This is a genomic window from Planococcus maritimus, assembly GCF_001687625.2.
In the GTDB taxonomy this organism is placed as follows: Bacteria; Bacillota; Bacilli; order Bacillales_A; family Planococcaceae; genus Planococcus; species Planococcus maritimus.
On record NZ_CP016538.2, the window covers coordinates 2267795 to 2290687 of the forward strand.

Annotated in this window: 20 protein-coding genes; 6 read left to right on the forward strand and 14 right to left on the reverse strand. The window is 46.3% G+C overall.

What is annotated here, in order from left to right:
- Positions 1-31 precede the first annotated feature (31 nt).
- Both BBI11_RS11410 and BBI11_RS11415 read left to right on the forward strand, forming a co-directional pair.
- A complete protein-coding gene (locus tag BBI11_RS11410) occupies positions 32-1156 on the forward strand; it encodes a methionine biosynthesis PLP-dependent protein (protein ID WP_068463418.1) in 1125 nt (374 codons plus the stop codon).
- A complete protein-coding gene (locus tag BBI11_RS11415; protein WP_068463420.1) occupies positions 1149-2321 on the forward strand; it encodes an aminotransferase class I/II-fold pyridoxal phosphate-dependent enzyme in 1173 nt (390 codons plus the stop codon). The genes BBI11_RS11410 and BBI11_RS11415 overlap by 8 nt, the downstream gene beginning before the upstream one ends.
- A gap of 131 nt (positions 2322-2452) precedes the next feature.
- Here BBI11_RS11415 and ystJ read toward each other — a convergent pair whose 3' ends face one another.
- From ystJ to BBI11_RS11465, 10 genes are all read right to left on the reverse strand, one after another.
- Entirely contained in the window at positions 2453-3664 is a 1212-nt protein-coding gene (gene ystJ / locus BBI11_RS11420; protein ID WP_068463422.1) for an NADP-dependent malic enzyme, read from the reverse strand.
- Positions 3665-4163: 499 nt separating this feature from the next.
- Positions 4164-4493 carry a hypothetical protein gene (locus BBI11_RS11425; protein WP_068463424.1) on the reverse strand — a complete coding sequence of 110 codons (330 nt, stop codon included), beginning with the start codon at positions 4491-4493 and terminating at the stop codon, positions 4164-4166.
- Between the two features lie 169 nt (positions 4494-4662).
- On the reverse strand, positions 4663-5775 hold the full coding sequence (locus tag BBI11_RS11430; RefSeq protein WP_068465747.1) for an aminotransferase class I/II-fold pyridoxal phosphate-dependent enzyme: 1113 nt from the start codon (positions 5773-5775) through the stop codon (positions 4663-4665).
- 129 nt (positions 5776-5904) lie between these two features.
- The gene (locus BBI11_RS11435; RefSeq protein ID WP_068463426.1) at positions 5905-7293 is read right to left on the reverse strand and encodes a phenylacetate--CoA ligase family protein; all 1389 of its coding nucleotides are present in this window, start codon (positions 7291-7293) and stop codon (positions 5905-5907) included.
- 37 nt (positions 7294-7330) lie between these two features.
- Complete coding sequence (locus tag BBI11_RS11440; protein ID WP_068463429.1) at positions 7331-9190, reverse strand: polysaccharide biosynthesis protein; 1860 nt, start codon at positions 9188-9190, stop codon at positions 7331-7333.
- A 33-nt stretch (positions 9191-9223) separates the two neighbouring features.
- The gene (locus BBI11_RS11445) at positions 9224-9919 is read right to left on the reverse strand and encodes a CpsD/CapB family tyrosine-protein kinase (RefSeq protein ID WP_334223366.1); all 696 of its coding nucleotides are present in this window, start codon (positions 9917-9919) and stop codon (positions 9224-9226) included.
- Positions 9861-10649: a YveK family protein gene (locus tag BBI11_RS11450; protein ID WP_068463433.1), complete on the reverse strand. Its 789-nt coding sequence runs from the start codon at positions 10647-10649 to the stop codon at positions 9861-9863. Before BBI11_RS11450 ends, BBI11_RS11445 begins: the two co-directional genes overlap by 59 nt.
- 42 nt (positions 10650-10691) lie before the next feature.
- The gene (locus BBI11_RS11455) at positions 10692-11114 is read right to left on the reverse strand and encodes a DUF4870 domain-containing protein (RefSeq protein WP_068486461.1); all 423 of its coding nucleotides are present in this window, start codon (positions 11112-11114) and stop codon (positions 10692-10694) included.
- Positions 11115-11332: 218 nt separating this feature from the next.
- Positions 11333-12025: a response regulator transcription factor gene (locus BBI11_RS11460; RefSeq protein ID WP_068463435.1), complete on the reverse strand. Its 693-nt coding sequence runs from the start codon at positions 12023-12025 to the stop codon at positions 11333-11335.
- 17 nt (positions 12026-12042) lie between these two features.
- Positions 12043-15300, reverse strand: coding sequence for an ATP-binding protein (locus BBI11_RS11465; protein ID WP_068463437.1), 3258 nt, complete (start codon positions 15298-15300; stop codon positions 12043-12045).
- 414 nt (positions 15301-15714) lie between these two features.
- Here BBI11_RS11465 and BBI11_RS11470 point away from each other — a divergent pair, with 414 nt between their 5' ends.
- Positions 15715-16473, forward strand: coding sequence for an NRDE family protein (locus tag BBI11_RS11470; RefSeq protein ID WP_068463438.1), 759 nt, complete (start codon positions 15715-15717; stop codon positions 16471-16473).
- A 136-nt stretch (positions 16474-16609) separates the two neighbouring features.
- On the opposite strand, the gene BBI11_RS11475 is transcribed toward BBI11_RS11470, so the two are convergent.
- The gene (locus BBI11_RS11475) at positions 16610-17095 is read right to left on the reverse strand and encodes an SRPBCC domain-containing protein (RefSeq protein ID WP_068463440.1); all 486 of its coding nucleotides are present in this window, start codon (positions 17093-17095) and stop codon (positions 16610-16612) included.
- A 97-nt stretch (positions 17096-17192) separates the two neighbouring features.
- Here BBI11_RS11475 and uvsE point away from each other — a divergent pair, with 97 nt between their 5' ends.
- The gene (uvsE, locus tag BBI11_RS11480) at positions 17193-18065 is read left to right on the forward strand and encodes a UV DNA damage repair endonuclease UvsE (protein WP_068463442.1); all 873 of its coding nucleotides are present in this window, start codon (positions 17193-17195) and stop codon (positions 18063-18065) included.
- 43 nt (positions 18066-18108) lie between these two features.
- Here the strand turns inward: uvsE and BBI11_RS11485 are convergent, their stop codons facing one another.
- Positions 18109-19395, reverse strand: coding sequence for a sensor histidine kinase (locus tag BBI11_RS11485; RefSeq protein WP_237150266.1), 1287 nt, complete (start codon positions 19393-19395; stop codon positions 18109-18111).
- A gap of 47 nt (positions 19396-19442) precedes the next feature.
- Positions 19443-19931, reverse strand: coding sequence for a sigma-70 family RNA polymerase sigma factor (locus BBI11_RS11490; protein ID WP_068463444.1), 489 nt, complete (start codon positions 19929-19931; stop codon positions 19443-19445).
- Positions 19932-20170: 239 nt separating this feature from the next.
- On the opposite strand from BBI11_RS11490, the gene BBI11_RS11495 reads away from it, so the two are divergent.
- On the forward strand, positions 20171-20608 hold the full coding sequence (locus tag BBI11_RS11495) for a competence protein ComK (protein ID WP_068463445.1): 438 nt from the start codon (positions 20171-20173) through the stop codon (positions 20606-20608).
- 90 nt (positions 20609-20698) lie between these two features.
- Here BBI11_RS11495 and BBI11_RS11500 read toward each other — a convergent pair whose 3' ends face one another.
- Positions 20699-21208 (reverse strand): GyrI-like domain-containing protein, encoded by a 510-nt coding sequence (locus BBI11_RS11500; RefSeq protein ID WP_068463447.1) that lies wholly within the window; start codon positions 21206-21208, stop codon positions 20699-20701.
- Between the two features lie 308 nt (positions 21209-21516).
- On the opposite strand from BBI11_RS11500, the gene BBI11_RS11505 reads away from it, so the two are divergent.
- Entirely contained in the window at positions 21517-22710 is a 1194-nt protein-coding gene (locus BBI11_RS11505; protein WP_068463448.1) for a LysM peptidoglycan-binding domain-containing protein, read from the forward strand.
- The last annotated feature ends 183 nt before the right edge of the window (positions 22711-22893 follow it).

The following is a 22893-nucleotide window of genomic DNA, read 5'->3' on the forward strand; positions in this document are numbered from 1 at the left end:
CCTGCTTTTTTTAGTTGAAAGGATGAGGATCATGAAAGAGCATAGCTTAGAAACACGCTTAGTACAGCTTGGCAACCGCAGCGATCCACGGACTGGGGCGGTCAATCCCCCGATATATCTGTCGACCGCCTACGAGCATGAAGGCATCGGCAAATCCACAGGCTATGATTATACACGGACAAAAAACCCGACGCGCCAGCTGCTTGAAGAAGGCATCGCAAATTTAGAAGGTGGCGATGCGGGCTTTGCCTGCAGCTCCGGCATGGCCGCGATTCAATTGGTCTTATCCTTGTTCCGCCCGAACGACGAAATTTTGCTGCCTGAAGATATTTACGGCGGCACTTATCGCCTGCTCGAACAGTACAACGAAAAATACCACATTCGTCCAGTGTATGACCCTTTTGTCGATCCCCAAACTGCAGAAGCGAAGATCACCGCCAATACCAAAGCCATTTTCATTGAAACACCGACCAATCCTCTCATGCAGGAAATCGACTTGGAAACGTATGCGGAAATCGCCAAACGCCATGACCTGCTACTGATTGTCGACAACACATTCTTGACGCCTTTTTTGCAGCAGCCCCTTTCGCTAGGTGCTGATATCGTGCTTCACAGCGCTACCAAATACATTGGCGGCCATAACGATGTGCTCGCAGGCCTGGTGGCAGCAAAAGGCGATGCGTTATGCGAACAGCTTTTCACTGCCCATAACTCAGCCGGCGCTGTGCTGTCGCCGCTCGATTCCTGGCTGTTGATTCGCGGCTTGAAAACTTTGCCGCTGCGCATGCGCCAGCACGAAGCAAACGCCAAAGAACTTGCCCGCTTCCTTGAAACTCAACAAACCGTGACAGAGGTGCTATACCCCGGCAAAGGCGGCATGTTGTCGTTTCGTCTTCGAAAAGAACAATGGATCGGGGAATTTCTTGAAAGCCTGTCGCTTATCACATTCGCCGAAAGCCTTGGCGGGGTTGAAAGTTTTATCACCTATCCGGCCACACAGACCCACGCCGATATGCCGGTTGCAGAACGCACGGCACGCGGCGTCTGTAACCGCCTGCTCCGCTTCTCGGTTGGCGTTGAGCAGGCTGAAGATTTGATCGCAGATTTGTCACAAGCCCTGGCCAAACTGGAAAAGGAGGTCGTTTCCTATGAGTGAACGACGCGAAACCAAATTGATCCATACAGCAGGCATCGATCCATTAACAGGCGCCGTCAATGTGCCGATTTATTTATCCTCGACTTTTCATCAGGAAAGCATCGATTCGTTCGGCCCTTTTGACTATAGCCGATCCGGCAATCCGACCCGCAAGTCACTCGAGGAAACCATCGCCAAACTCGAAGGCGGCACGCGCGGACTGGCTTTTTCTTCTGGCATGGCGGCTATCTCGTCTGCTTTCATGCTGTTGAAAGCCGGCGACCATGTATTGGTCTCGGAAGACGTTTATGGCGGCACCTACCGTTTCATCACGGAAGTGCTAGAAAAGTTTAAAATCGATTATACTTTCGTCGACATGACCGACCTTGGCGAAGTGGCCGCAGCTTTTTTGCCGAATACAAAAGTCGTTTACATTGAAACGCCGTCCAACCCCGTGATGAAAATTACTGATATCGAAATGGCCGCGAAATTGGCGAAAGCAAACGACGCCCTGACATTTGTCGATAATACCTTCATGACCCCGCTTTACCAGAATCCGCTTGAACTCGGCGCGGACATCGTGCTCCACAGTGCGACAAAGTTCCTCTCCGGCCATAGCGACATCACCGCCGGGCTTGCCGTGACGAAAGACGCGGGACTCGGCGAACAATTAGCGTTTATCCAAAACACGTTCGGCTCGGTGCTCGGGGCGCAGGATTCCTATACATTGATTCAAGGCATCAAGACGCTCGGCGCCCGCACAAAGCAATCCGGCGAAACAACGGCACGTCTTGCAGCGTATTTGCATAAGCACCCGTTAGTCGAAGAAGTCTATTATCCAGGGTTTTCGTTCCATGACGGGAATCCCATCCATAGTCGACAAGCGAGCCACGCAGGCTGCATCTTGTCGTTCCGTTTAGCCGATAAAGACGCTGCACGCATTTTCGTGGAAGCTTTGGAGATTCCAATGTTTGCTGTCAGCCTTGGTGCCGTAGAGTCGATCTTGTCTTATCCGGCTACGATGTCCCATGCCGCTATGCCACCCGCTGAACGCGAGAAACGCGGCATCACCGAAGGGCTCCTGCGCTTTTCTGCAGGGCTTGAGCATCCCGATGATTTGATCGATGACTTCAGCCAGGCCCTCGAAAAAATCGCTAGCGCCAAAGGGCTCAGCGTCGCTGATTGAGGAGACGAATAAAAGAGTGGCCGCTTCGTCAGTTCGCTGACAAGGCGGCCACTCTTTTCGTGATCATGTAACTAATACATTAAGAAAGCCTGAATTCCAGGGGGAGGGGAATTCAGGCTTTCTTCTATTTATCAGAAGACAATCTGCTGGGCAGGCTCTTTGAGCGATACTTTGGCAACGCCCGTTTCTTCGGCAGCCCTAGCGACTGCTTCGGCGACCGCCTGTGCAACGCGCGGGTCGAACGGCTTCGGTATCACATAATCTTCGTGCAGTTCATGGGTCGCGATCAAGGAAGCGATCGCTTCGACTGCGGCAATTTTCATCGCATCGTTGATGTCGCTCGCCTGCACATCGAGCGCACCACGGAACAGTCCTGGAAAGGCCAGTACATTATTGACTTGATTGGCAAAATCAGAACGCCCTGTCCCAATGACCCGTGCACCGGCTGACTTTGCAGCGTGCGGCAAAATTTCCGGATTCGGGTTTGCCATCGCGAAAATGACAGGATCGTCATTCATCGTACGCACCATACTTTCTGTCAATGCGCCTTCCGCCGAAACGCCGACGAACACGTCTGCTCCGGCGATAACGTCCGCCAACTGACCTTGCTCCATTTGGTAATTGCTCATTTCTGCGACTTCTGCTTTAAAAGGATTCATGCCACTCGGGCGTCCTTTGTATATCGCGCCTTTCGTATCGCACATGACGATATGGCTGAACCCGAACTTCGCAAGCAATTTGACGATGGCGATGCCTGCTGCCCCTGCACCATTGACCACTACTTTGACATCTTCAATTTCTTTTTCGACCAGCTTTAGAGAATTAATCAGCCCGGCAAGCGTGACGATCGCGGTGCCGTGCTGGTCATCATGGAACACCGGGATATTCATTTCCTGTTTCAGGCGTTGCTCCACAATAAAGCAAGTCGGGGCAGCAATGTCTTCTAAGTTGACGCCGCCAAAGCCCGGTTCGAGCAATTTGACGGTTCGGATGATTTCTTCGGCATCTGTTGTGTCCAGGCAGATGGGAAATGCATCCACACCGGCAAATTCCTTAAACAATAATGCTTTTCCTTCCATGACTGGCAGTGCTGCTTGAGGGCCGATGTTGCCGAGTCCAAGCACTGCCGTTCCATCTGTAATGACCGCGACCGTATTGCCTTTCATCGTGTAGTCATGCACCTTGCTCGGATCGGCATGGATTTCACGGCATGGTGCTGCAACGCCAGGAGAATAGGCGAGGCTCAAATCCCTCTCATTTTTCACAGCCACTTTTGAACGAATCTCCAATTTCCCTTGATGCCTTTTATGCAAGCTCAGCGAATCGTTTTTCAGATCGGTCATTTGCCTCATCTCCCTTTTGATTATAATTGTTTATTATATCCCCTCTTCGTCAAATTGAAAGACTTTTCTTATAATTCTGATTAATTTCAGACTTTAGGCTGATAGAGAAATGGTGAGTCCTTTTTACTTATGTCTTCATTTTCTGCCTGATAAACCGAATCGATTCTCTCCCTGTTTTCCTTTATACAGGATCTTTTCACGACATGCTGCATACAGTCGCTAAAGTCGTATCGTTTCCTGTCGCTTTTCCCTATTGATTAGATACCTTGTTGCCTTTGCGCGTTACACATAAAAAAACCCGCTCAATTGGCGGGTTTTTCAGCAAATTCTATTTCGTAATTTCGCCAAGTTCGATTGAGGCGAGTGTTGAAGTAATCGCCATGTCTTTGGAGTCGTAGGGATTAGCCAAAAACTCACGTTTCACTTCGCCAAAGCCTTTGACAAAATAATTCCGGCTAATCGAACCGCTTTCTGCTGCCAGGGATTCGCAGAACCGCTTCTACAAATGAAACGAATCGTGGTATATCGGCTTCAAATGAATGTCGTATGTTTTGCGTACTTCTTCTAAATCGTAAATATGGCCAGGAAAATCCGGATCTTCCAACTTTTCGATTTGTTCATGCACCAAGTCAGCGAAATAAACACCCACCGCAACACCTTTAGGATATTTGCGCTTCACTTTCGCTACAAATTCATCCGTCAGCACTTGATTGAATGCATGATAAAGCGCTGCGTTAACAACAGTCAAGGATTCTTTTGTTGCATAGGAAACAACGTAATAATTGCCATATTCATCTTTTAACAGATCTCGTTCAGCCTGAATATCCATTCTCTTCTCCTCCTTATAACGCTATTACTTTTCCATACCCTGAGCCTGCTTTATGAAAACAGTGGCCTTTCCATAAAAAATCACCTGTAAGCTTCGGGAGAGCTCGCAGGCGATGGCTAATGATAGAGCCAGTTGCAACAACTTAACAACTGGTACCTTGTATCAAAATCTAGCTCAATATTTCTTCAAGTAGTTTGATGATGCGTTGCTGCCGTTCAGGTTGCAAGTCAGACCCTGAAGGTAAACAAAGTCCCTCTGCAAACAACTTTTCACTGACCGCGGTCTTGCCGTGAGGATTATGCGAATAGAATTTACACCCGGCAAACAAGGGCTGCAGATGAAGTGGTTTCCAAACGCGGCGTGTTTCAATATTTTCCGATTCCAGCGATTCACGGATGTCATCAGGCGACCGGTCGGTTTTAGCCGGATCGAGCAACATGACGGTCAGCCAACGGTTCGAACGTGTCCCTTCTAGTTCGGGCTGGAATTTCACTGCTTCGTGTTTGCTGAGAACAGCAGAATAGCGCCCAAAAACAGCGCGACGAGCAGAAACGCGCAGTTCAATTGCCTCAAGCTGCGCACGCCCGATCCCTGCCAGCACATTGCTCATTCGGTAATTATAGCCGACACGGCTATGTTCATAAAACGCCGCTTCATCTTTTGCTTGAGAAGCAAGAAATCTCGCTTGTGCGACTCCTTTGCGATCATTTGACACCAGCATGCCGCCACCGGAAGTTGTAATGATTTTATTGCCATTGAATGAATAAATGCCGTATGCCCCAAGACTCCCCGTCTTTTTCCCTTTATAGGTCGACCCAAGTGATTCCGCTGCATCCTCAACTACAGGCACTCCGTAATGATTGCAAAGGGCCAGCAGCTCGTCCATGCGCGCGCTTTGTCCGTAAATATGTACAATGACCACCGCTTTGGGAAGCTTGCCCTCTTGTTCAGCTGCGGCAAATGCTTTTTGCAGCGCCCACGGAGACATATTCCATGTTTCTTCTTCCGAATCTATGAAGACAGGTTCCGCTCCTGCGTAAAGGATAGGATTAGCACTCGCCACGAACGTCAAACTGGAGCAAAACACACGGTCCCCTTTTCCAACTCCTAATAACTGCAATGCCAAATGAATTGCAGCTGTCCCTGAAGACAAAGCAGCCGCCGCTTGGGTCGTGGCATACGCCGCCATTTCTGATTCGAACTGGTTGACGTTTTCCCCCATTGGCGCAATCCAGTTGGACTCGAATGCCTCACGAATATACTTTTGTTCATTGCCTGTCATATGTGGGGCAGAAAGAAAAATCCTGTTTTTCGCTATTTCTTTTACCGGAACCGGAAACGGCACTACCGATGCTCCTGCATTTTGTCGAATGTTCATGTACAACAGCCTCCTCTTCTTTCATCAGTACGTTTATTCTGTACCTCGATCACTTTGCCAAATTCTTGGGAATTGCAGATTATTGATGATCAAACCGGCTGGCCCCGTTTCATGCGGGGGCTTAGCTGAGCGTCCCTTGACAGTAAAACGCATGTCTTCGCCGAATATGCCGACCATTTCCTGAATAATGGCTTGTTCGAGGTGCACAGGGACAATAATGATTCCGCTGATCCAGACTTCGATGGCCTCGATGGAGTTTTGGACAAATTGCATGGAAGGTGCGACTTGCTGGAATTTTTCTTGGATAGTCGCTAAATACAAACTGGTCACCCTGCCCCTGCTTTTCGATTGCAAAAAAGCAGATATAGGTTTCGATGGTTTGCGAACCAATGGATGTACACTGCCGCATGGACATGGGCGATTTACCGGCATCCACTGCTCGTCAATTTTTAAACGGATCAAGGGAGTTCCTTTCGTGTGGAAACGAGTCAACAGAACTTCGCCGTCATCCGTAAACTCCATCACCCCCGTCCGCATATTGAAATGCAGATTTCCTGCTACGCATTCAGAAAGAAAGGGTGAGCGTTCAGTTTTCATGCTCCACTGACGGACAAAACAGCCGAATGCGTTTTCGATTTCCGCACGCTCGCTTTCTACTAAAAACTCCGTTTCCACAAAAATGGTGATCACTTGAAAATTCAATAGAATCCGCTGTTCATTGATATAACGTGCAAGTGCAAGTATTGCTTGAGGCAATCCATCGATGAAGTCAGGGCGAAAACTGTTTAAATTGTTTACTATCTCTGAAAAATATTGATTCGTACAATGGTCGACTGAATACAGGCGCTGATTGAGATAATAAATATCACGCCAGAAGGCCCCTTGTTTTTGGGCAGCAGGAACAAAATTCCCGGAATCGAAAGTCGCGCGCTTCATCTCCAGATTGATGGCACCATGCTGTTTTTTGAAATGGTCTACAGTCGCTGTTTGTTTTTGCCAATCCGCATTAGCCAACCTTAAATGAGGCGGTTGCCCAGTTCTTGCAGTTGCATAGGCGTCTTTTTTCCTGCCGATAGCTTGTGTATAGATGTCGTCGATCCGATTATTGAACAAAGTTTCTTCAAGAATTGGCAACTGCTGCAAATCGCTGGCACATTGAATATCCGCTAAATCACTCCCATACATCCCTTTGTAAAATGAACTATTCTCTGCCGCATGGTGGAGCAGCAAGCGAAGTTCGAAATCCTGGTGTTTTTGCTCGGACTGGCGGTCTGTTTCATCCATACCGGAAAGTTGATGAAGATATCGGTAGTAGCCCATGCCATACCGTTTTCGTGAGTGGGCATATTCCCGGAAACTGAGCAATAAATTTTGGAGGTAAATGGGAGAATTCCCATACAGTTCCGTTGATAGCAGCTTCACTTTGCATCCCCCCTGCGCTTATAGGCAGATACTGTAATCAGGCCAATCCCCCTTCGATTTTCCATTGTTCCTGCCACGCTGTTTCTTTTGCCTTGTCTTCTTTTGGGCGATTCGCGAGCTTCAATAAAGTATCGCGAATTTCCTGTTCTTCCATAACGGGAAGCTTTTTCAAAATCCGGCTGATTTCCACTTGGCTGATTGGCGTCGCTTTTCCAATATGGATTTTCGCAAATACTTTTTCTGATTGAATTTCACTCGGATCAAGCAATTCTTCATATAGTTTTTCACCAGGACGCATGCCTGTATATTTGATTTGAATTTCATCTTCTTCAAAACCAGACAAACGAATCATATTGCGTGCCAAGTCGACGATTTTTACCGGTTCTCCCATATCCAGCACGAACACTTCCCCGCCCGTTGCAAGCATGCCCGCCTGGATGACCAAGCGCGAAGCTTCCGGAATCGTCATAAAATAACGCGTCATTTTAGGATCTGTAATGGTTACAGGCCCACCTTTTTCAATTTGTTCGCGGAACAAGGGCACGACACTTCCTCTAGAGCCGAGGACATTGCCGAAACGAACTGCCGCGAATGTCGTCTTGGATGAAACCGCTAAATTTTGGACGACCATTTCTGCAAAGCGCTTGGAGGCACCCATGATGTTCGGCGGATTGACGGCTTTGTCAGTGGAAATCATGACAAAATTTCCGACTCCATGGCGGTCAGCCGCTTCCGCGACATTTTTCGTGCCAAAAATATTGTTCTTCACGGCTTCGAGCGGATTTGCTTCCATTAATGGAACATGTTTATGGGCTGCCGCATGATAGATGATATCCGGTTTGAATTTTCCGACCATCTCGAATATCCGGTCGCGATCCTGGATATCTGCGATAATCGGCACGATGTCGATTTCTTTCGGCACTTTTGCGCGCAGTTCACGGTCGATTGTGTAAATCGAATTTTCGCCGTGGCCTAGCAATAACAGGCGTGCGGGTTTAAAAGCGCTGATTTGCCTGCAAATTTCCGATCCGATTGACCCACCGGCACCTGTCACCATAATGCTCTTGCCGGCAATTTTTTCCGTTAAGGCTTCCATATCCAAACGAACTTCTTCGCGGCCGAGAAGATCCTCGATTTTCACATCGCGAATATCGCTAACTTTGACTTTCCCTACCATCAAATCTTCAATTCGTGGAATGGTTTGCACTTTAAGACCTGTATCGATGCACAGTTTCGTCACTTCCGCCATTTCTCTTTTCGACAGCGATGGAATCGCGATGACGATCTGGTCGATTTCATTATGTGCAGCCAGTCTCGGAATTTCCGAGATCGGTCCAGCCACTTCTATCCCAAAAATCTCCAATCCCCATTTCGTGCGGTTATCATCGATAAAGAGAATCGGCTTTCGTCCCCATTGCGGATTTTGCTTCATTTGGCGAACAATCATACGCCCAGCTTCCCCGGCCCCGACCACAAGCGTCCGGCTTAATTGTCCTTCACTTCTGCGTGGTTCGCGTTCATGAAAAACGCGGAAAGAAAAACGCGAAGCCCCAAGGAACAAGATGAGGAACATCCAGGTTAGTGCTAAAATCCGAACAAATACCCCGCCTGTCTGGATATACTGCATAACCGTTGCCACGAACATCGTTAAAGTGACCGCTTTGACAATCGATTTCAACTCATGGACTGAGGCGAAAGCCCACACTTTCCGGTAAAGCCCATAATGCCAGGCAAAAGAATGATGGGCGATAAATAAAGTGACCGTCATGAGCAATAGCAGCCGGTTCGACAAAATATTGTCAAAGGGCAATAAAAACAAATAACAGAGATACGTTGCTGAGAGGATGATCAGCGAATCGATCAAGAATAATGAAGTATAGCGTCTAGTTATCGTCATGTCGTCAGCTCCTTCACCTCGCGCAAGTACCGCTTAGTAATTGTATTCATAGCTATAATAGTGGTCTTTGCTGAGTTTGTAGTTATTCATCACGACCCCGACGATATAGGCTTTGGAAGTCGTTAAACTGTCGCGTGCTTTGATGGCGCTTTGCTTTTCCGTCTTGCCTGTATTAACGACAAGCACCGTTCCATCACATTTATTCGCCATGATTTTGGAATCCGATACCGACAAGATTGGCGGCGAGTCGAAAATGATTAAATCGTAACGTTCCTTCATCTTTTCGATTAATCGATCGAGCATCGGTGAATCCAGCAGTTCTGCCGGATTGTGGGGAATCTGCCCAGAAGTCAGCAATTCTAAGCCTTGGATGCCGCTGTCGCGGACACTTTGCTCAAGTTCACCTTTGCCAATTAGCAAATTCGACAACCCCATATGGTTATTCAAGTGGAAGGTATGATGCAAAGTGGGCTTACGCATATCCGCATCGACAAGCAGCACCTTTTTTCCAGATTCGGCGAAGACAATCGCCATATTGGCTGAAGTCGTCGATTTCCCTTCTTCTTTTGAAGCAGAAGTGAACAAAAGCGTCTTCATTTCATTCCCGGGTAAAGAGAAATTAATGGTTGTGCGGATAGTCCGGTACTGTTCGCTGATTACCGAGTTAGGTTTAATACGTGCTACCAACTTTCGGGCGAGCGGCCGTTTTGACGCTGTCTGATTCAACATTCTCATCCAACTCCATTCTGTCAGTGTGTTTCGAAGATTTATCAGTTTTGCCTAAGTCGCCGACCGGGCTCACGATGCCAAGCACTTGCAGGCCAAGCAATTCATCGATATCTTCTTCCGTGCGCACCGTCGTATTCAATTGGTCCAGGACAATCGCAAGGCCGGTCCCAAGCATGAAGCCAATAATCGCACCTACTGCCATATTGAACAGTGGATCCGGCTTGACTGGTTCAGGGCTCGCTGTCATCATCGCTGGCGCCAAAATACTGACATTATCAACACGCATCAGATTGCGGATTTCCTGTTCGAATACTTTAGCGGTCGTATTGGCAATCAGGACAGCCTGCTGCATCGATTCGTCTTCGACTTCTAAAGTCACGACTTGTGAATCCTCTATGCTGGAAACTTCGATTCGTTCGTTCAGTGACTGCACTGTCTCATTCAAGCCGAGTTCATTGATGACTTCTGTCAAAATTGCCGGGCTTTTGATGATTACGTTATAGGTACTAATCAATTGCAGGTTTGTGTCAATATCCTGCATGCTGAATTCCTGTGCATTTGCTGGTGCTTTATTGACGAGAATTTGTGTGGAAGCTTCATAAACTGGCTTCATCCACAAATAGCTGACAGCGGCTGCGAGGGCGACGAAAGCGACAGTCATCGCAATGATGAGTGGAAGGCGCTTTTTCATGTTCTTAAAAAACTCTTTCATATTGAATGTACTTTCCATGTCTTCACCTCATATCCCCATGTACGGGGTGATTTTACTTGTTTAATGAAGCTGTTTTTCTGCAAAGCGGCCGATTATCCACAAACGCATCGATTTTCCGTTATGCGCATTTAACATCAGGATGATCCAGACTACTAACCCGATGGGCATCAGCAACACTTCAGTAACCCATCCTGTCATCGGTATCATGCCAGCTGCTGTAAACAATGTGAAAAAAAGAATCGACACATATACGGACTGGAATGCATGGTAACGGACAAATCGATTTTCCCGCTCGACCATCAGCAGAATAAAACCCGAGAAAAATCCCAGCAAATACGCAAGCGAACCTGCCACATTTTCCGACAAGCCGAGCCCAGTAATGGAAGGCTGTGCACTCGGCGCTTCCCGGCTCTGCTTAAAGATGGTTTGCTGCTCGAAATTGACAGGCGGTTCATTCGTCATTTTGATTTTGTTTTCAATCATCTTCTATTCCTCCTTGAGATCTGTCTTTCTATCACTTACCTTTCATACTAGAGAGAGCAGGTTAAAACAAAGTTAAATAGTTTCAATAGTTTGATTTATCTAAAAAAATATTTCCACTCAGCTCTTTTGTCATACTCGAGTGCACAAAGACCCAGGATTTTTCAATAAAAAAAGCCGATCGTTTTTGCCTTTTGGCAAAAACGATCGACTTTCTATTTTCAATTTGTAAACTTGTAACCAAATCCTCGGACGGTTTGGATATAGCAAGGAGCTGTCGGATCGTTCTCTACTTTCCGGCGAAGATTGCTGATGTGGACCTTGACGGTTTGGACATCTCCTTCTGAATAATAGCCCCACACTTGGTCATATAATTGTTCAGCAGTCCAGACACGATTCGGCGTTTGTGCCATCAACAGCAATAACTGAAATTCTTTGTGATAAAGTTTCACCGGCTTGCCTTTCACGTACAGTTCTCGCGAATCGACATGGATGTGGAGATCTCCAAATTTCAGGATCGACAATTTGTCCTCTTCCCCGCTCTTCCATCCATTGCGGCGTAAAATCGCTTTGACGCGCGCTTCGAGCTCTGTGAAGTCGAATGGTTTGGTGATATAATCGTCTCCCCCGACTTCCAAGCCTTGAATTTTATAAGCGAGTTCTTTCCGGTAACTGACGAACAGGATTGGTGTCTTCGTGCGCACACGGATTTTTTCACACAATTCCAAGCCGCTCATGCCAGGCATTTCAATATCCAGCAAGATCAGGTCCGGATTTTCTTTCGACAGCACGTCCAAGGCTTCAAAGCCATCTTCAGCCTCGAGGATTTCATAACCTTTCTTCACCAAGAACAAGCGCATTAGCTCGCGGATGCCGTCTTCGTCTTCGACAATCAGTACGGTCGCATGGTTCATGAAGATCCCTCCCTATATTAATATCTCAAAGGCAGGGCAATGATGAATGTGCTGCCCTCGCCTTCTTCGCTTTCCGCCCAAATTTCCCCTTTATGCGATTGAATAATTTCTTTGGCAATCGCCAGGCCAAGCCCGCTTCCTTTATAATGAATCGACTCATCGATTTTGAAGAATCGATCGAAAATATGAGGCAAAGCTTCTTTTTGGATGCCGCATCCATTATCTGCGACACGAATGATCAGTTCCCCGTCCGCTTCCGTTTCATCTAATATGTTTGCACTTGAACGGATACTCGCCGACAGGGTGATATGGCCGTCTTCAGGAGATGTGTGCTTAACCGCATTCCATAAAACGTTCGAGAATACTTGGTCGACACGGTCCACATCAACCAACAAGCGCCAATCCCCAGCATGTTCTTTGCCGCTTGGCCCCATAAAACGGAAGCGTCTGCCGCTTTGCGCAAGATCCGCTTCCATAGAAGCAGCGATTCGCTCTAGCCACTCATCCAGCTGTAGTTCTCCAAAACGCAAAGTCATATTCCCCGATTTGTATTTCGACAACTCAACCAGATCCTCTGTCAAACGCTCCAGCAATAGCAACTTTTTATGAATCATATCTAAATAGCGCGGGTTATTCTCTTCGATCAAGCTTTCTTTGACTGCTTGAATATAGCTATGAATCAAAGTAATTGGTGTTCCGAGCTCATGTGAAATTGCTGACAGCATTTCATTGCGGGATTTCTCAACTTCCTGAATTTCGTCGTTCACCGTCAACAAGTTCATATTGGTGATTTCCAACGCCATCGTCCGCTCTTTGACATTGCGCTCAAGGAAGAAATTCAAATTGGTAATTTCCTGCGTCATACTGCGAAGTGTGGCGAGCGTTTCCACCCTCATGAGAAATTCCTCAACATCACATGGCTTTATTAAATAATCGTTAGCTCCTGCACTGAAAGCATTCGTTTTTTCCCTCACACTTTCTTTATCGGATAACATCAAGATCGGCAATTCCGTCAAGGTCGCATTGACACGGATGCGGCGGCATAGTTCATCACCGGCCATATCTGGAAGTTCTGCGTCAAGAATGACCAAGTCGGCAGGCCGGTTCTCCAAATGCACGAGCGCTTCTTCTCCACAGCTAACGCTTTCCGCTTTATATCCTTCCCCTTTCAACTGGTGCACAAGCATCAAGCGATTGACCTCTTCTGCTTCCACGACGAGAATCCGCAAGCCTTTCTTGATGTTTTTTTCTTTAATTAGCGAGTCTGCCAGCTGCGAAGCCGACAGTTCCTTGATTTCAGTGGAAGGGGAAGCTTTCTCCTCCTGCTCTTCTTCAGTAAGCGGCAGCGTAAAAGTGAAAGAAGACCCTTTCCCATAGACAGATTCTGCTTTCAGCCAGCCACCCTGCATTTCGACAAGCCTTTTAGTGATCTTCAGCCCCATCCCGATGCCCAGATGTGGGGCTGCAGAAGTTCCCATTTGTTCGAACAAGCTATCCAATTGCTGTTCTTCCATACCTTTGCCCGTGTCCTTGATCGTGATAGCGACTTGCTTTTTGATAATTTTTGCAGAAATGGTGATCATGCCATTCTCCGTATGCTCCACTGCGTTACCGACGAGATTGTAAAGCACTTGGCGCACTCGTTCCGGATCGGCAACGGCCTCCGGAAAATCAGCAGGAATCGTATGCTTCAAGATGACTTCACCCGATTTCAGTAATGGGGTGCATAAACGGACAACTGAATCCGCAATGACTGGCAGTTTTACCTGCTCCAAATGCAAGGACAGCACATGATTTTTGGAACCTGAAAAATCCAGTGTTTCATTGATCATCCTCGCAAGTTTTTTGCCACTTTCAGAAATAGTTTCCAATTGTTGAATGACAGAATGCGGCATTTTGCTGTGAGCTGATTCTCGAAGAGATTCTGCAATCCCCACCATTCCATAAAGCGGCGTTCGCAAGCCATGGGAAGTAATAGCGAGCAGTTCGTCTTTGCGTTCATTTACTTGGCGGAGCCTTTCAATTTCAATGCGCTGCCGTTCAGCGGAGTTTCGTTCACGCTGGATCCTTTCTTGCTCTCGGATTTTCTCTTTATCCCGAAGCGCTAGTGAAGCAAGCAGAACAGCCAGTATCCCAAGGAAGAAAATCAATCCTCTTACTGGCCAGACAATTGGCAAAACACCTGAAACATATAAGCCATTCAATGTGGCGGCCGCCGAGAAAAAAATCAACGATACCGCATAATAGCGGGCATGCACTAATCCCCTCTTCATGCTATAAGCTGACAATAGTAAACTGACAAGCACCGTAGAACCGAGCGCCAGTACGAGCAATAGCCTGGCCCATTCGAACGATATGAACAAGGTGGTCAGTACTGCTGTGTTTAACACCAAAAGCCCTTTCATCATCCGGTCAGCTTCAGGCACATGGCGCTTTGTATGAAGCAAGCCTTCCGTCAATAGCGTCACCGATATCGCCGCGAGCCCTACCATGAAAAACATGCTATAGCCATTCCACAAATCCAGCTCAGGCCAGATAACATCCAAACTCATTCCGGTGGTAGAAGAAAAAAGAAAAAACGCCGTAATGGCATAAATCGCGAAATATAAATAAGCACGTTGCCGGATGACGATGAAACGATGAACATAATAGATTAAAAGCAGTAAACCAAGCCCGCCGAGCACACCGACAAATGCGATCTCTTGCCTCGTTTGGCTCTCAAAGGCTGATCGGTCCCAGATTGTAACCGGCAATTGAATCGGCGCTGATGACTCAACGCGCATCCAGTAAGCGGTTGTCTTGCCTAAAGGCGGCGTTAAGGCAAAAACAGGAGTTCGGTGAATGATTTCAGTCTCTACAGCTTTACCAGCCTGCGCAACTTTAAATCCTCCCTCTCCATCCATTGTGTACAAGCTCGCTTGATTGATACTTGATGATCCCAGTTCAAGAAGCCATTCTTTTTCTGCTTGTGCTTGATTGTCCACTTCTACCTTCAACCAATAAACTGATGAGCTGAACCCAATATTCGCAGGAGTACTGCCGGCAGGCATGAAATTCCATGCCTGAGGGGGTTGTTGAATGTCCTCAATTCGCAAATTACCCAATTTATCTTCAAAAATAGAAAGCCGGCTGCCTGCAGCGATTCTTTCTTTTCCATTGTCTAAGACAAGCGAATTGCCGGAATCCGCACTGGTTAATCCAACTCCATAAAATGCTATACAGCATATGAGAAGAAAGAACAAAAGCCAAACTGTTTTTTTGCCCGGAACCCTCATAGCACCTCACCTCTTTTTATCCGAATTATCAGATATTTAAAGATTGAATTCTCCTATACTGTGCCTTTCTTACGTTCGAAAACCAATTGTCCTAAGTAAAAAGATTTATTTTTTTATTTATAAATACATATAATGTATATTAACTAGGTTTATAGATTTAACAAAATCATATCATTTCTCACAGGAAAAGAAAACCATTTTAATTTCTGAATCTTCAAATAAATAATTCGCACTATGTTATTTATCTTTCTTTTTGGAGATAGTCCAAAAGAACCGAGATAACTAAACCACTCTTCCTTTCAGCAATTGCCATTCAATGCCTCACGCCTCAATATCCGTTATAATTAAATCAACTCAATGATTTATACGGATTTCTGTGTCTATCACTATCCAAGCGCAGGAGGAGGATATACTATGTGTTTAATCAATTTGCAATTCCAACAGCATCCACGCTATAAATTGATTGTGGCCGCAAATCGTGATGAATTCTATGGCCGCCCCGCAGCACCCGCCCAGTTCTGGGAAGATTCTCCGAGTATTCTTGCGGGCCGTGATTTAAGCCAGATGGGCACTTGGCTCGGAGTCAACAAGTCCGGCCGCTTCGCTGCGCTGACCAATTATAGAGATCCTGAGCACATGGCAGCTAGTGCCAAATCCCGCGGTGAACTGGTCACACTTTTTTTAGCCGGCCAGCTGTCTCCAGAAGACTACTTGCGAGCGATTGATGACCAGGAATACGCCGGATTTAATTTAATTGCAGGCGATGCCAACGGGCTGTATTATTACAATAATATTCAAGGCGAACCGGTAAAAGTTCCACCTGGCACACACGGATTGAGCAACCATTTCCTGAATACTCCGTGGCCGAAAGTAGAGCGCGGAAAAGAAAAACTCGATGCTTATGTATCGGTGAACGAACAAGTGGAACTGGACCGCCTGTTCGAAATTCTCGCAGACGCTGAACAAGCGCCTGATGAGCTTTTGCCCAAAACCGGTGTCGGCCTAGATTTGGAGCGCGCTTTGTCGCCGATGTTCATCAAAATGCCCGATTATGGCACACGTTCAGCCACGGTTTTACTAATCGATAACACAGGACTGGTCACTTTCGCTGAACGAAGCTACGATAATGGTGAATTCCGCGAAGACCGTAAATACGAATTCCAAATTTCCTGATTCCAAAATTCCCAAGATGGCCCATGCTGCTTCTAAGCATTCCAGAAGCGCAGGTCGACTCTCGCTCTAAAAATAGCGCTTTAAAGCGTATCATAAACCCCCAAGCAGCTGGACTGCTTGGGGGTTTATCGTCCTTTTATGCAAAATCGACGCCCATGCTTTCGAACAAGCGCTTATACTCTGGATACCAACGTTCCCATTCAGAGCTGCGTTCAATTCCATGGCCATCTAAAATGGCTTCCATAATATCCAGCGCGACGTGCCAGCCCGCAACGTCTTTGGGCGTCTCGCTGGTAATGTCGGGCAATGTCTCAGCCATCTTTACCCTTGTGCCCTGGCCATCCCGGCTCAGTTCAAAACGCACATGGTCTTCTCCCCATTCATAAGCTAGGATTTCACCTTGCTTATAGTCAGTAATTGGCAACTCTTTCTTTTTGCCATGACCCATATCCAAGGTCAAATGGCCCGACTCCCCTTCCTCTTCCATCTGAAGACCTGAAAACCAGCGATGAATTTTGTGGTTGTCTGTTAGCAACTGCCAAACCTTGTCACGGGAATGCTCAAAATACCTGTCGAATGTCGCAGTATAGCCAGTAGGATTTTTGGTGATTTCTGCCGTCATTCAAATTCCTCCTCGATTCGTCTTTACTGATACTATACCCAATTTTAGTGTGTTTTCTACGTAAATCGGGTATATTGTGCGGGAGGAGCTGAAAATAATGAAATTAGGATACGCTTGCATGAACACAGAGTTAAAAACAATTTTTCGCACATTGCGATTAGCGACAGCTGAAAAAGAAGGCGTCGGCAAGATTAAGGAATTAACGATCAAGAATATGGAAACTACCTTAGAAGTCATTCGTTGGAATATAGAGCAAGGGATCCTGTTTTACCGTGCTTCTAGCTCTATTGTCCCGCTGTCCACCCATCCAATTAACGATTGGCGCTGGTGGGAAGATACAGATTTCCTCGAAATCGCCAGTGAAATTCGACGATTAGTTGCTGAACACGGCATCCGGGTATCAGTCCATCCGGGACAGTACACGGTCTTGAATTCTCCAAAACCAGAAGTAGTCCGTAAATCGATTGAAGACCTTGAATACCACGATAAATTAATTCAATTGCTTGGCGGCACAGATATGATCTTACATACAGGTGGGGCCTATGGCGATAAAGAAACTGCCAAGAAACGGTTCGCAAAAAATTACTTAGAGCTATCGGCTAGCATCCGGCAACGACTGAGGCTGGAAAATGACGACAAAACCTTCACTCTACGCGATGTACTCGATGTCCACGCCATGTGTAAAGTGCCAATTTGCTTCGATATCCACCATCATAATTGCAATAACGAAGGCGAGCCGGTCGACTTCTCGGAAATCCTGACGACTTGGGAAGGGTATGGGCGCCCTAAAGTCCACATCAGCACAGGGCGAGAAGGGTTCACGGACCTTCGCCATCATGACCTCATTTCAGAAGAGGATTTTTATGAGTTGCTAAGGCTCGTAAAAGGCTATGAAGTTGATGTCATGTTTGAAGCAAAACTGAAGGAACAAGCCGTTCTACCATTTCTTCATAAACTTCAAAACCAATAGCAAAACCGCCTGGCGTGCCATCAATTGGCTGCCTAGGCGGTTTTTATTTTGTCAGCTTTGGAAATTCCAATGTAAATCGAGTACCTTTGCCAAGCTCTGATTGGACGCTGATTTCTCCATCCATTTGATTGACGATACTGTAAGTGACCATCAAGCCAAGCCCTGTCCCTTTTGACTTATTCGAAAAATAAGGTTCCCCGAGGCGATTGACCTGCTCTTTTGTCATGCCGACCCCTTCGTCTCGGATATGTACACAAATCGAAGAGCTAGATGCTTCGAGCTCGATTTCTAGTTTGCCCCCATCCGGCATTGCCTCCACACCATTACGGATAATGTTCACGAGGGCTTGGCGAAATTTTTGCGAATCCCCTAAAATCAGGCTCAAGGAACTGCCGTTTTGTACCGAGAGCTCTACATTTCTGGCATTGGCATAAGGAGACATAATTTTGATGACATGAGATAGTTCAGATTCCACTTCGAGCTGTTTCATTTCACCGTAAGCCGGCTTCGCGTAAATTAAATAATCATCTATTAAATCTTCAGCTACTTTAATTTCTTCCAGGATGGTTTGCTGAAACTCCAGCTGTTTGGCCCGGGGATATTCGTACACTTGCAGCAATTGCACAAATCCTTTTACACTTTGCAGCGGATTACGCAATTCGTGAGACACAGCAGCCGCAAAATGGCTAACCGTCTCCAATTTTTCATGACGCATAAGCGAATTGTATAGATACTCTTGTTTTTGCAGATGTTCAATGAGCAAAGCGGTCAGGATAATGATGCCGCCTTGGTTGAGCATCAGCATGAGCCATATGCCAATCAAGTTGTGAATCGGATTCCCAAAGATGAAATAGCCCGCAAGCATATTAAACAATAATGACGCAATTGAAATCGAAAATACGAGCACCGCTTTCCACCAGCGATTGATTTTGCTATAAAGTGGGGCAAGAAAAGGCACGCCCACAGCTACTATCAATTGATTCAAAATGGCGATATACATGCCATTCCCGCCGATTGCTATTCGCCCAACGGCTGATACAACGAATAGCACTGCACTAACTATGGGGCCACCGTATAAAGCGCCGACAATCATCGGCACTTGCCGGAGATCGAATATATAATCTTCTGTGAAAAATTGATACGGAAACACCATGCAAAGAATGATGGAAATGGAAAACAGGATTGTCATGGTCATCCGGTGGCTGACGAAGAAATTACGCTGTCCAGCTGTTGCGAACATCTGGTAGAGGATGATCGGGAAAATGATGAAGAAAATATTATTGATCATGCCAGTCATCATCGCTTCCATGAATGCACCTACCTTTCCCATTTAGATTCCTATTATACCGATAACTTCCTCTTGCATTCCAGCTATTTTTAGCAACTTTTATATGGGTGTAAAATTGCCGCACGGACTTTTGATAAAATACGCTCCCTGCGCTTTTTCATGCCGGATAATGTGACGCCGTAATATTTTTGCAGTTCCACGAGGCTGTAGCCATCTATATACATCTGTTGGAGCAGACGCCGTTCTTTCGGGCTCAGGGAAACTGCGTCCAACCATTCAGGTAAGGTTTCCGCAGACCATTCTACGGCCTCCTCTTCTTCTAGAAACAACTCAGAATTCTTAACCTTCTTGCCACCTTTTTGGCGCCTCGTTAATTCATCTTTCATGGCACCGTTGATGCTGCGATAGGCAAACGGCGCGAAATGGCCAATTTCCGGATCATGCTTTTCCCATGCCTGCCAAAGTGCGATAAACCCCAGTTGGCGAAATGCATCATAATCTGCGTAAATATTCAACTTGCGGATAATCGATGAAATCATCGGTGCGTACTGTTCTGCCACTTCCGTAAAATCTTCCATGTTCTTTTCCTTCTGGACGTCCTTGTTATTCCCGGGTAAATTCAGCTTACGAAAGCCTACAATTAGCGTCCAGCACGGTTAATAAGCACTAATACTTTTAAAAGTGTATAAAAAATCCATTTATAAGTACATTAGAAGTTACTAATTGCCATAATAATTACAATAAACTATGCATGACTATTGATTCAAAAAAAATTAAGTGATACGATTTTCGTGTGTTTAAAAAGGAGAGATAGTGGATGAAGAATTGCGGCGAGTTTGGAATCGATCGGGAGCTTGTGCTTCTTGAATCTTGGTACGAGACAGATAAGCGTTCGCGCGTAACGACTACGAACGGCGTGTATTATTCAACCGAGCCGCCCTTGGCCTTAATCGATAAAGCACGCTTGACGGTTGCTTGCCCACACAATCTGCGTCTGAAAGCTACCCGACATAACCTCAAACGTTTCGAGAAACATATCGTCTTGTATTCAAAAGATGGCATTTCCGCCTATCCCACTCAATCTCCGTCCAAATTAACTTGCGTTTGGATTTTCAACTACCAATACACTATGGAGTTCGTGTCTCCAACCAGAACGCGTATTATTTATAAACAATTCGGCATCTCGAAAGAAATTGACGCCTCGATTCACCATTTATCCAGACAACGAAAGCGGCAGCACGAGTTATTTTTTTAACAACTGCCCGCCCCGCCCTTCACTTCAGCCTACAGGAAAAGACGCCTGGCCCATCGCCGGATACCAACGGCAATAAGCAAGGCGTCTTTTCTATGCAGCATGGTCCGCGAGCAGCAGAATAAACAGCTCAATCACCCAAGCATCTTGGGTGTTCTTATGAATGGGATCAGTTACAAAAAAAGCGATATGGCCGTCCCAAATTTTCGTTTCACCTTCGTAGCGCAATGCCGGAGACAATCCTTCTCGTCCCAACCAATCGGTTAGTTCCTCTACAGAAGACCAACAACAATCTGGCGGGCCATTATGAGTTGTATGGGCAAAATCTCCTCCAGGTAAATATCCGGAAACGACGCGGTGATCTTCTGGCATAAGTTTCTTTGTCGGAATGCCCACTTCAATCAGCCTGCGCCCATCGTCATCAAGGCACCAAAAGCGGATAAACGGCTGCCCAGCAGGTGACTCATTACGCGCACGTAACCAAGCTAACACTTCAGCCGCCAGCTCGGGTGCTGTTTCGATGTGCTCCGAAACCTTAGCTGCAATGCCTACATACGGTTGTTCACAACGCTCTATAATCGTTGGCTCTTTCATATAACGCATGCAAATTTCCCTCCCGTTCCCCTCATTTGCTATTCCATACCCGCCCTCAGGAATTTTCAGCCATCGGTATTGATCAAACAGAGTCTAGACTACTTTGTAAGCAGAAAACGTCTGAGCTTAGGATTTCTTAAGTTAATTTTATTTTACTGAATTTTCAAACAAATTGATAGTTTTTGTCGAATAAAATGATATAATAAGACTACCCAAACTGTTGAATATTGAATATTCGTCAGAAATCCGGACCCTTTCTCATATTTTTCCGTATACATAAGCCAATTTATGGCTTAATCAAATAAGGGGTGAGCCGAATGTTATTCAGATGGAGCAAGTTGCTCGCAATTGCAGGATTATTGCTCTTTTCACTACTGTCATTCACAGGCCAAGCCGATGCCGCAACTTCCACTTACATCACGAAAGGCAATACGACGAGCAAAGTGGTCGCTTTGACCTTTGATGATGGAGCCGATGGAACCAATATCAATAAAATTCTCGATACGCTAAAAACCAATAACATCAAAGCCACTTTTTTCCTTACGGGTTCTGGTATTAATCATCATCCGGGCTGGATTCGCAATATCGCCGCTGCAGGGCATCAAGTCGGCAACCATTCGTATTCACATCCAGATTTCACTAAAATCAGCTCAACTACTATAAAAAGTGAACTGTCACGGACGGAAAGCGCTTATAAAAATGCCACAGGGAAGTCGACGAAACCTATTTTCCGTGCACCATTCGGCGCTTCCAATGCGACTGTGTTAAAAACTGTAGGCGATGCCGGGTATACGCATACCATTCAATGGAATATTGACACCATCGACTGGAGAGGCTTATCTTCTACTGAAATCACCAATAAAGTCGTCAATAACATCGTGCCAGGATCCATTGTTTTAATGCATACAGGCGCTGGAGCTTCAGGAACCCCTGGCGCACTCCCTGGCATGATCAGCAAGTTGAAAGCAAAAGGCTATAAATTCGTTACCGTTTCCGAACTATTGAAGTTGCCAGCAGCTGACGGGACCACCTATACAGTCAAAGCCGGCGACACACTTTACAGCATCGCTAAAAAATACAATCTGACTGTAGCCGCTTTGGCAAAAGCCAATAACATTACCAATTACAATTTAATTCGCGTTGGCCAAGTGTTGACGATTCCTGGCACAAGCAGCCCAACACCGCCGCCGGCATCTTCTGTGAAATACACCGTGAAAGCGGGAGATACACTTTATAGCATCGCAAGCAAATACAAAACGACCGTTTCAGCCATTGCATCCGCCAATAATCTCACCAATATCAATCTCATCAGCGTCGGCCAAGTCTTGACGATCCCAGTCAAACAAACGCCGCCCCCTGTCGTCACGGTTAAGTATACGGTAAAAGCTGGCGATACTTTGTACAGCATCGCCAGAACGTACAATACGACTGTCACGGCCATCGCCAAAGCGAACAATATCACAAACGTCAATTCTATTCGCGTCGGCCAAGTTCTGACCATCCCCCGTTGACCTTAAAGACACAAAAAAAGCCATCCAAGGATGGCTTTTTTCCAGAGTATTGAAGAAGTCCATAGTTCGCTCTCACTTATAAAAGAGAGAACCTTTTTTATACCCAACAATTATTGATCTCTCTAAGTATTTGGAGAAGCGTTCGCTCGACTCCGGTGGATCAGCGAGACGACCGAGACCCCG

What these genes read in the sequence shown, in the direction of transcription:
- BBI11_RS11430 (WP_068465747.1), bottom strand. Translation starts at nt 5,775, where the DNA reads ATGACAGGCAATGAACAAAAGTATATTCGTGAGGCATTCGAGTCCAAC.
- BBI11_RS11445 (WP_334223366.1), bottom strand. Translation starts at nt 9,919, where the DNA reads ATGTTGAATCAGACAGCGTCAAAACGGCCGCTCGCCCGAAAGTTGGTA.
- BBI11_RS11455 (WP_068486461.1), bottom strand. Translation starts at nt 11,114, where the DNA reads ATGATTGAAAACAAAATCAAAATGACGAATGAACCGCCTGTCAATTTC.
- BBI11_RS11495 (WP_068463445.1), top strand. Translation starts at nt 20,171, where the DNA reads ATGAAGAATTGCGGCGAGTTTGGAATCGATCGGGAGCTTGTGCTTCTT.
- BBI11_RS11490 (WP_068463444.1), bottom strand. Translation starts at nt 19,931, where the DNA reads ATGGAAGATTTTACGGAAGTGGCAGAACAGTACGCACCGATGATTTCA.
- BBI11_RS11440 (WP_068463429.1), bottom strand. Translation starts at nt 9,190, where the DNA reads ATGACGATAACTAGACGCTATACTTCATTATTCTTGATCGATTCGCTG.
- BBI11_RS11425 (WP_068463424.1), bottom strand. Translation starts at nt 4,493, where the DNA reads ATGGATATTCAGGCTGAACGAGATCTGTTAAAAGATGAATATGGCAAT.
- BBI11_RS11450 (WP_068463433.1), bottom strand. Translation starts at nt 10,649, where the DNA reads ATGGAAAGTACATTCAATATGAAAGAGTTTTTTAAGAACATGAAAAAG.
- BBI11_RS11470 (WP_068463438.1), top strand. Translation starts at nt 15,715, where the DNA reads ATGTGTTTAATCAATTTGCAATTCCAACAGCATCCACGCTATAAATTG.
- BBI11_RS11410 (WP_068463418.1), top strand. Translation starts at nt 32, where the DNA reads ATGAAAGAGCATAGCTTAGAAACACGCTTAGTACAGCTTGGCAACCGC.
- BBI11_RS11505 (WP_068463448.1), top strand. Translation starts at nt 21,517, where the DNA reads ATGTTATTCAGATGGAGCAAGTTGCTCGCAATTGCAGGATTATTGCTC.
- BBI11_RS11485 (WP_237150266.1), bottom strand. Translation starts at nt 19,395, where the DNA reads ATGGGAAAGGTAGGTGCATTCATGGAAGCGATGATGACTGGCATGATC.
- BBI11_RS11460 (WP_068463435.1), bottom strand. Translation starts at nt 12,025, where the DNA reads ATGAACCATGCGACCGTACTGATTGTCGAAGACGAAGACGGCATCCGC.
- BBI11_RS11475 (WP_068463440.1), bottom strand. Translation starts at nt 17,095, where the DNA reads ATGACGGCAGAAATCACCAAAAATCCTACTGGCTATACTGCGACATTC.
- ystJ (WP_068463422.1), bottom strand. Translation starts at nt 3,664, where the DNA reads ATGACCGATCTGAAAAACGATTCGCTGAGCTTGCATAAAAGGCATCAA.
- BBI11_RS11465 (WP_068463437.1), bottom strand. Translation starts at nt 15,300, where the DNA reads ATGAGGGTTCCGGGCAAAAAAACAGTTTGGCTTTTGTTCTTTCTTCTC.
- BBI11_RS11500 (WP_068463447.1), bottom strand. Translation starts at nt 21,208, where the DNA reads ATGCGTTATATGAAAGAGCCAACGATTATAGAGCGTTGTGAACAACCG.
- BBI11_RS11415 (WP_068463420.1), top strand. Translation starts at nt 1,149, where the DNA reads ATGAGTGAACGACGCGAAACCAAATTGATCCATACAGCAGGCATCGAT.
- uvsE (WP_068463442.1), top strand. Translation starts at nt 17,193, where the DNA reads ATGAAATTAGGATACGCTTGCATGAACACAGAGTTAAAAACAATTTTT.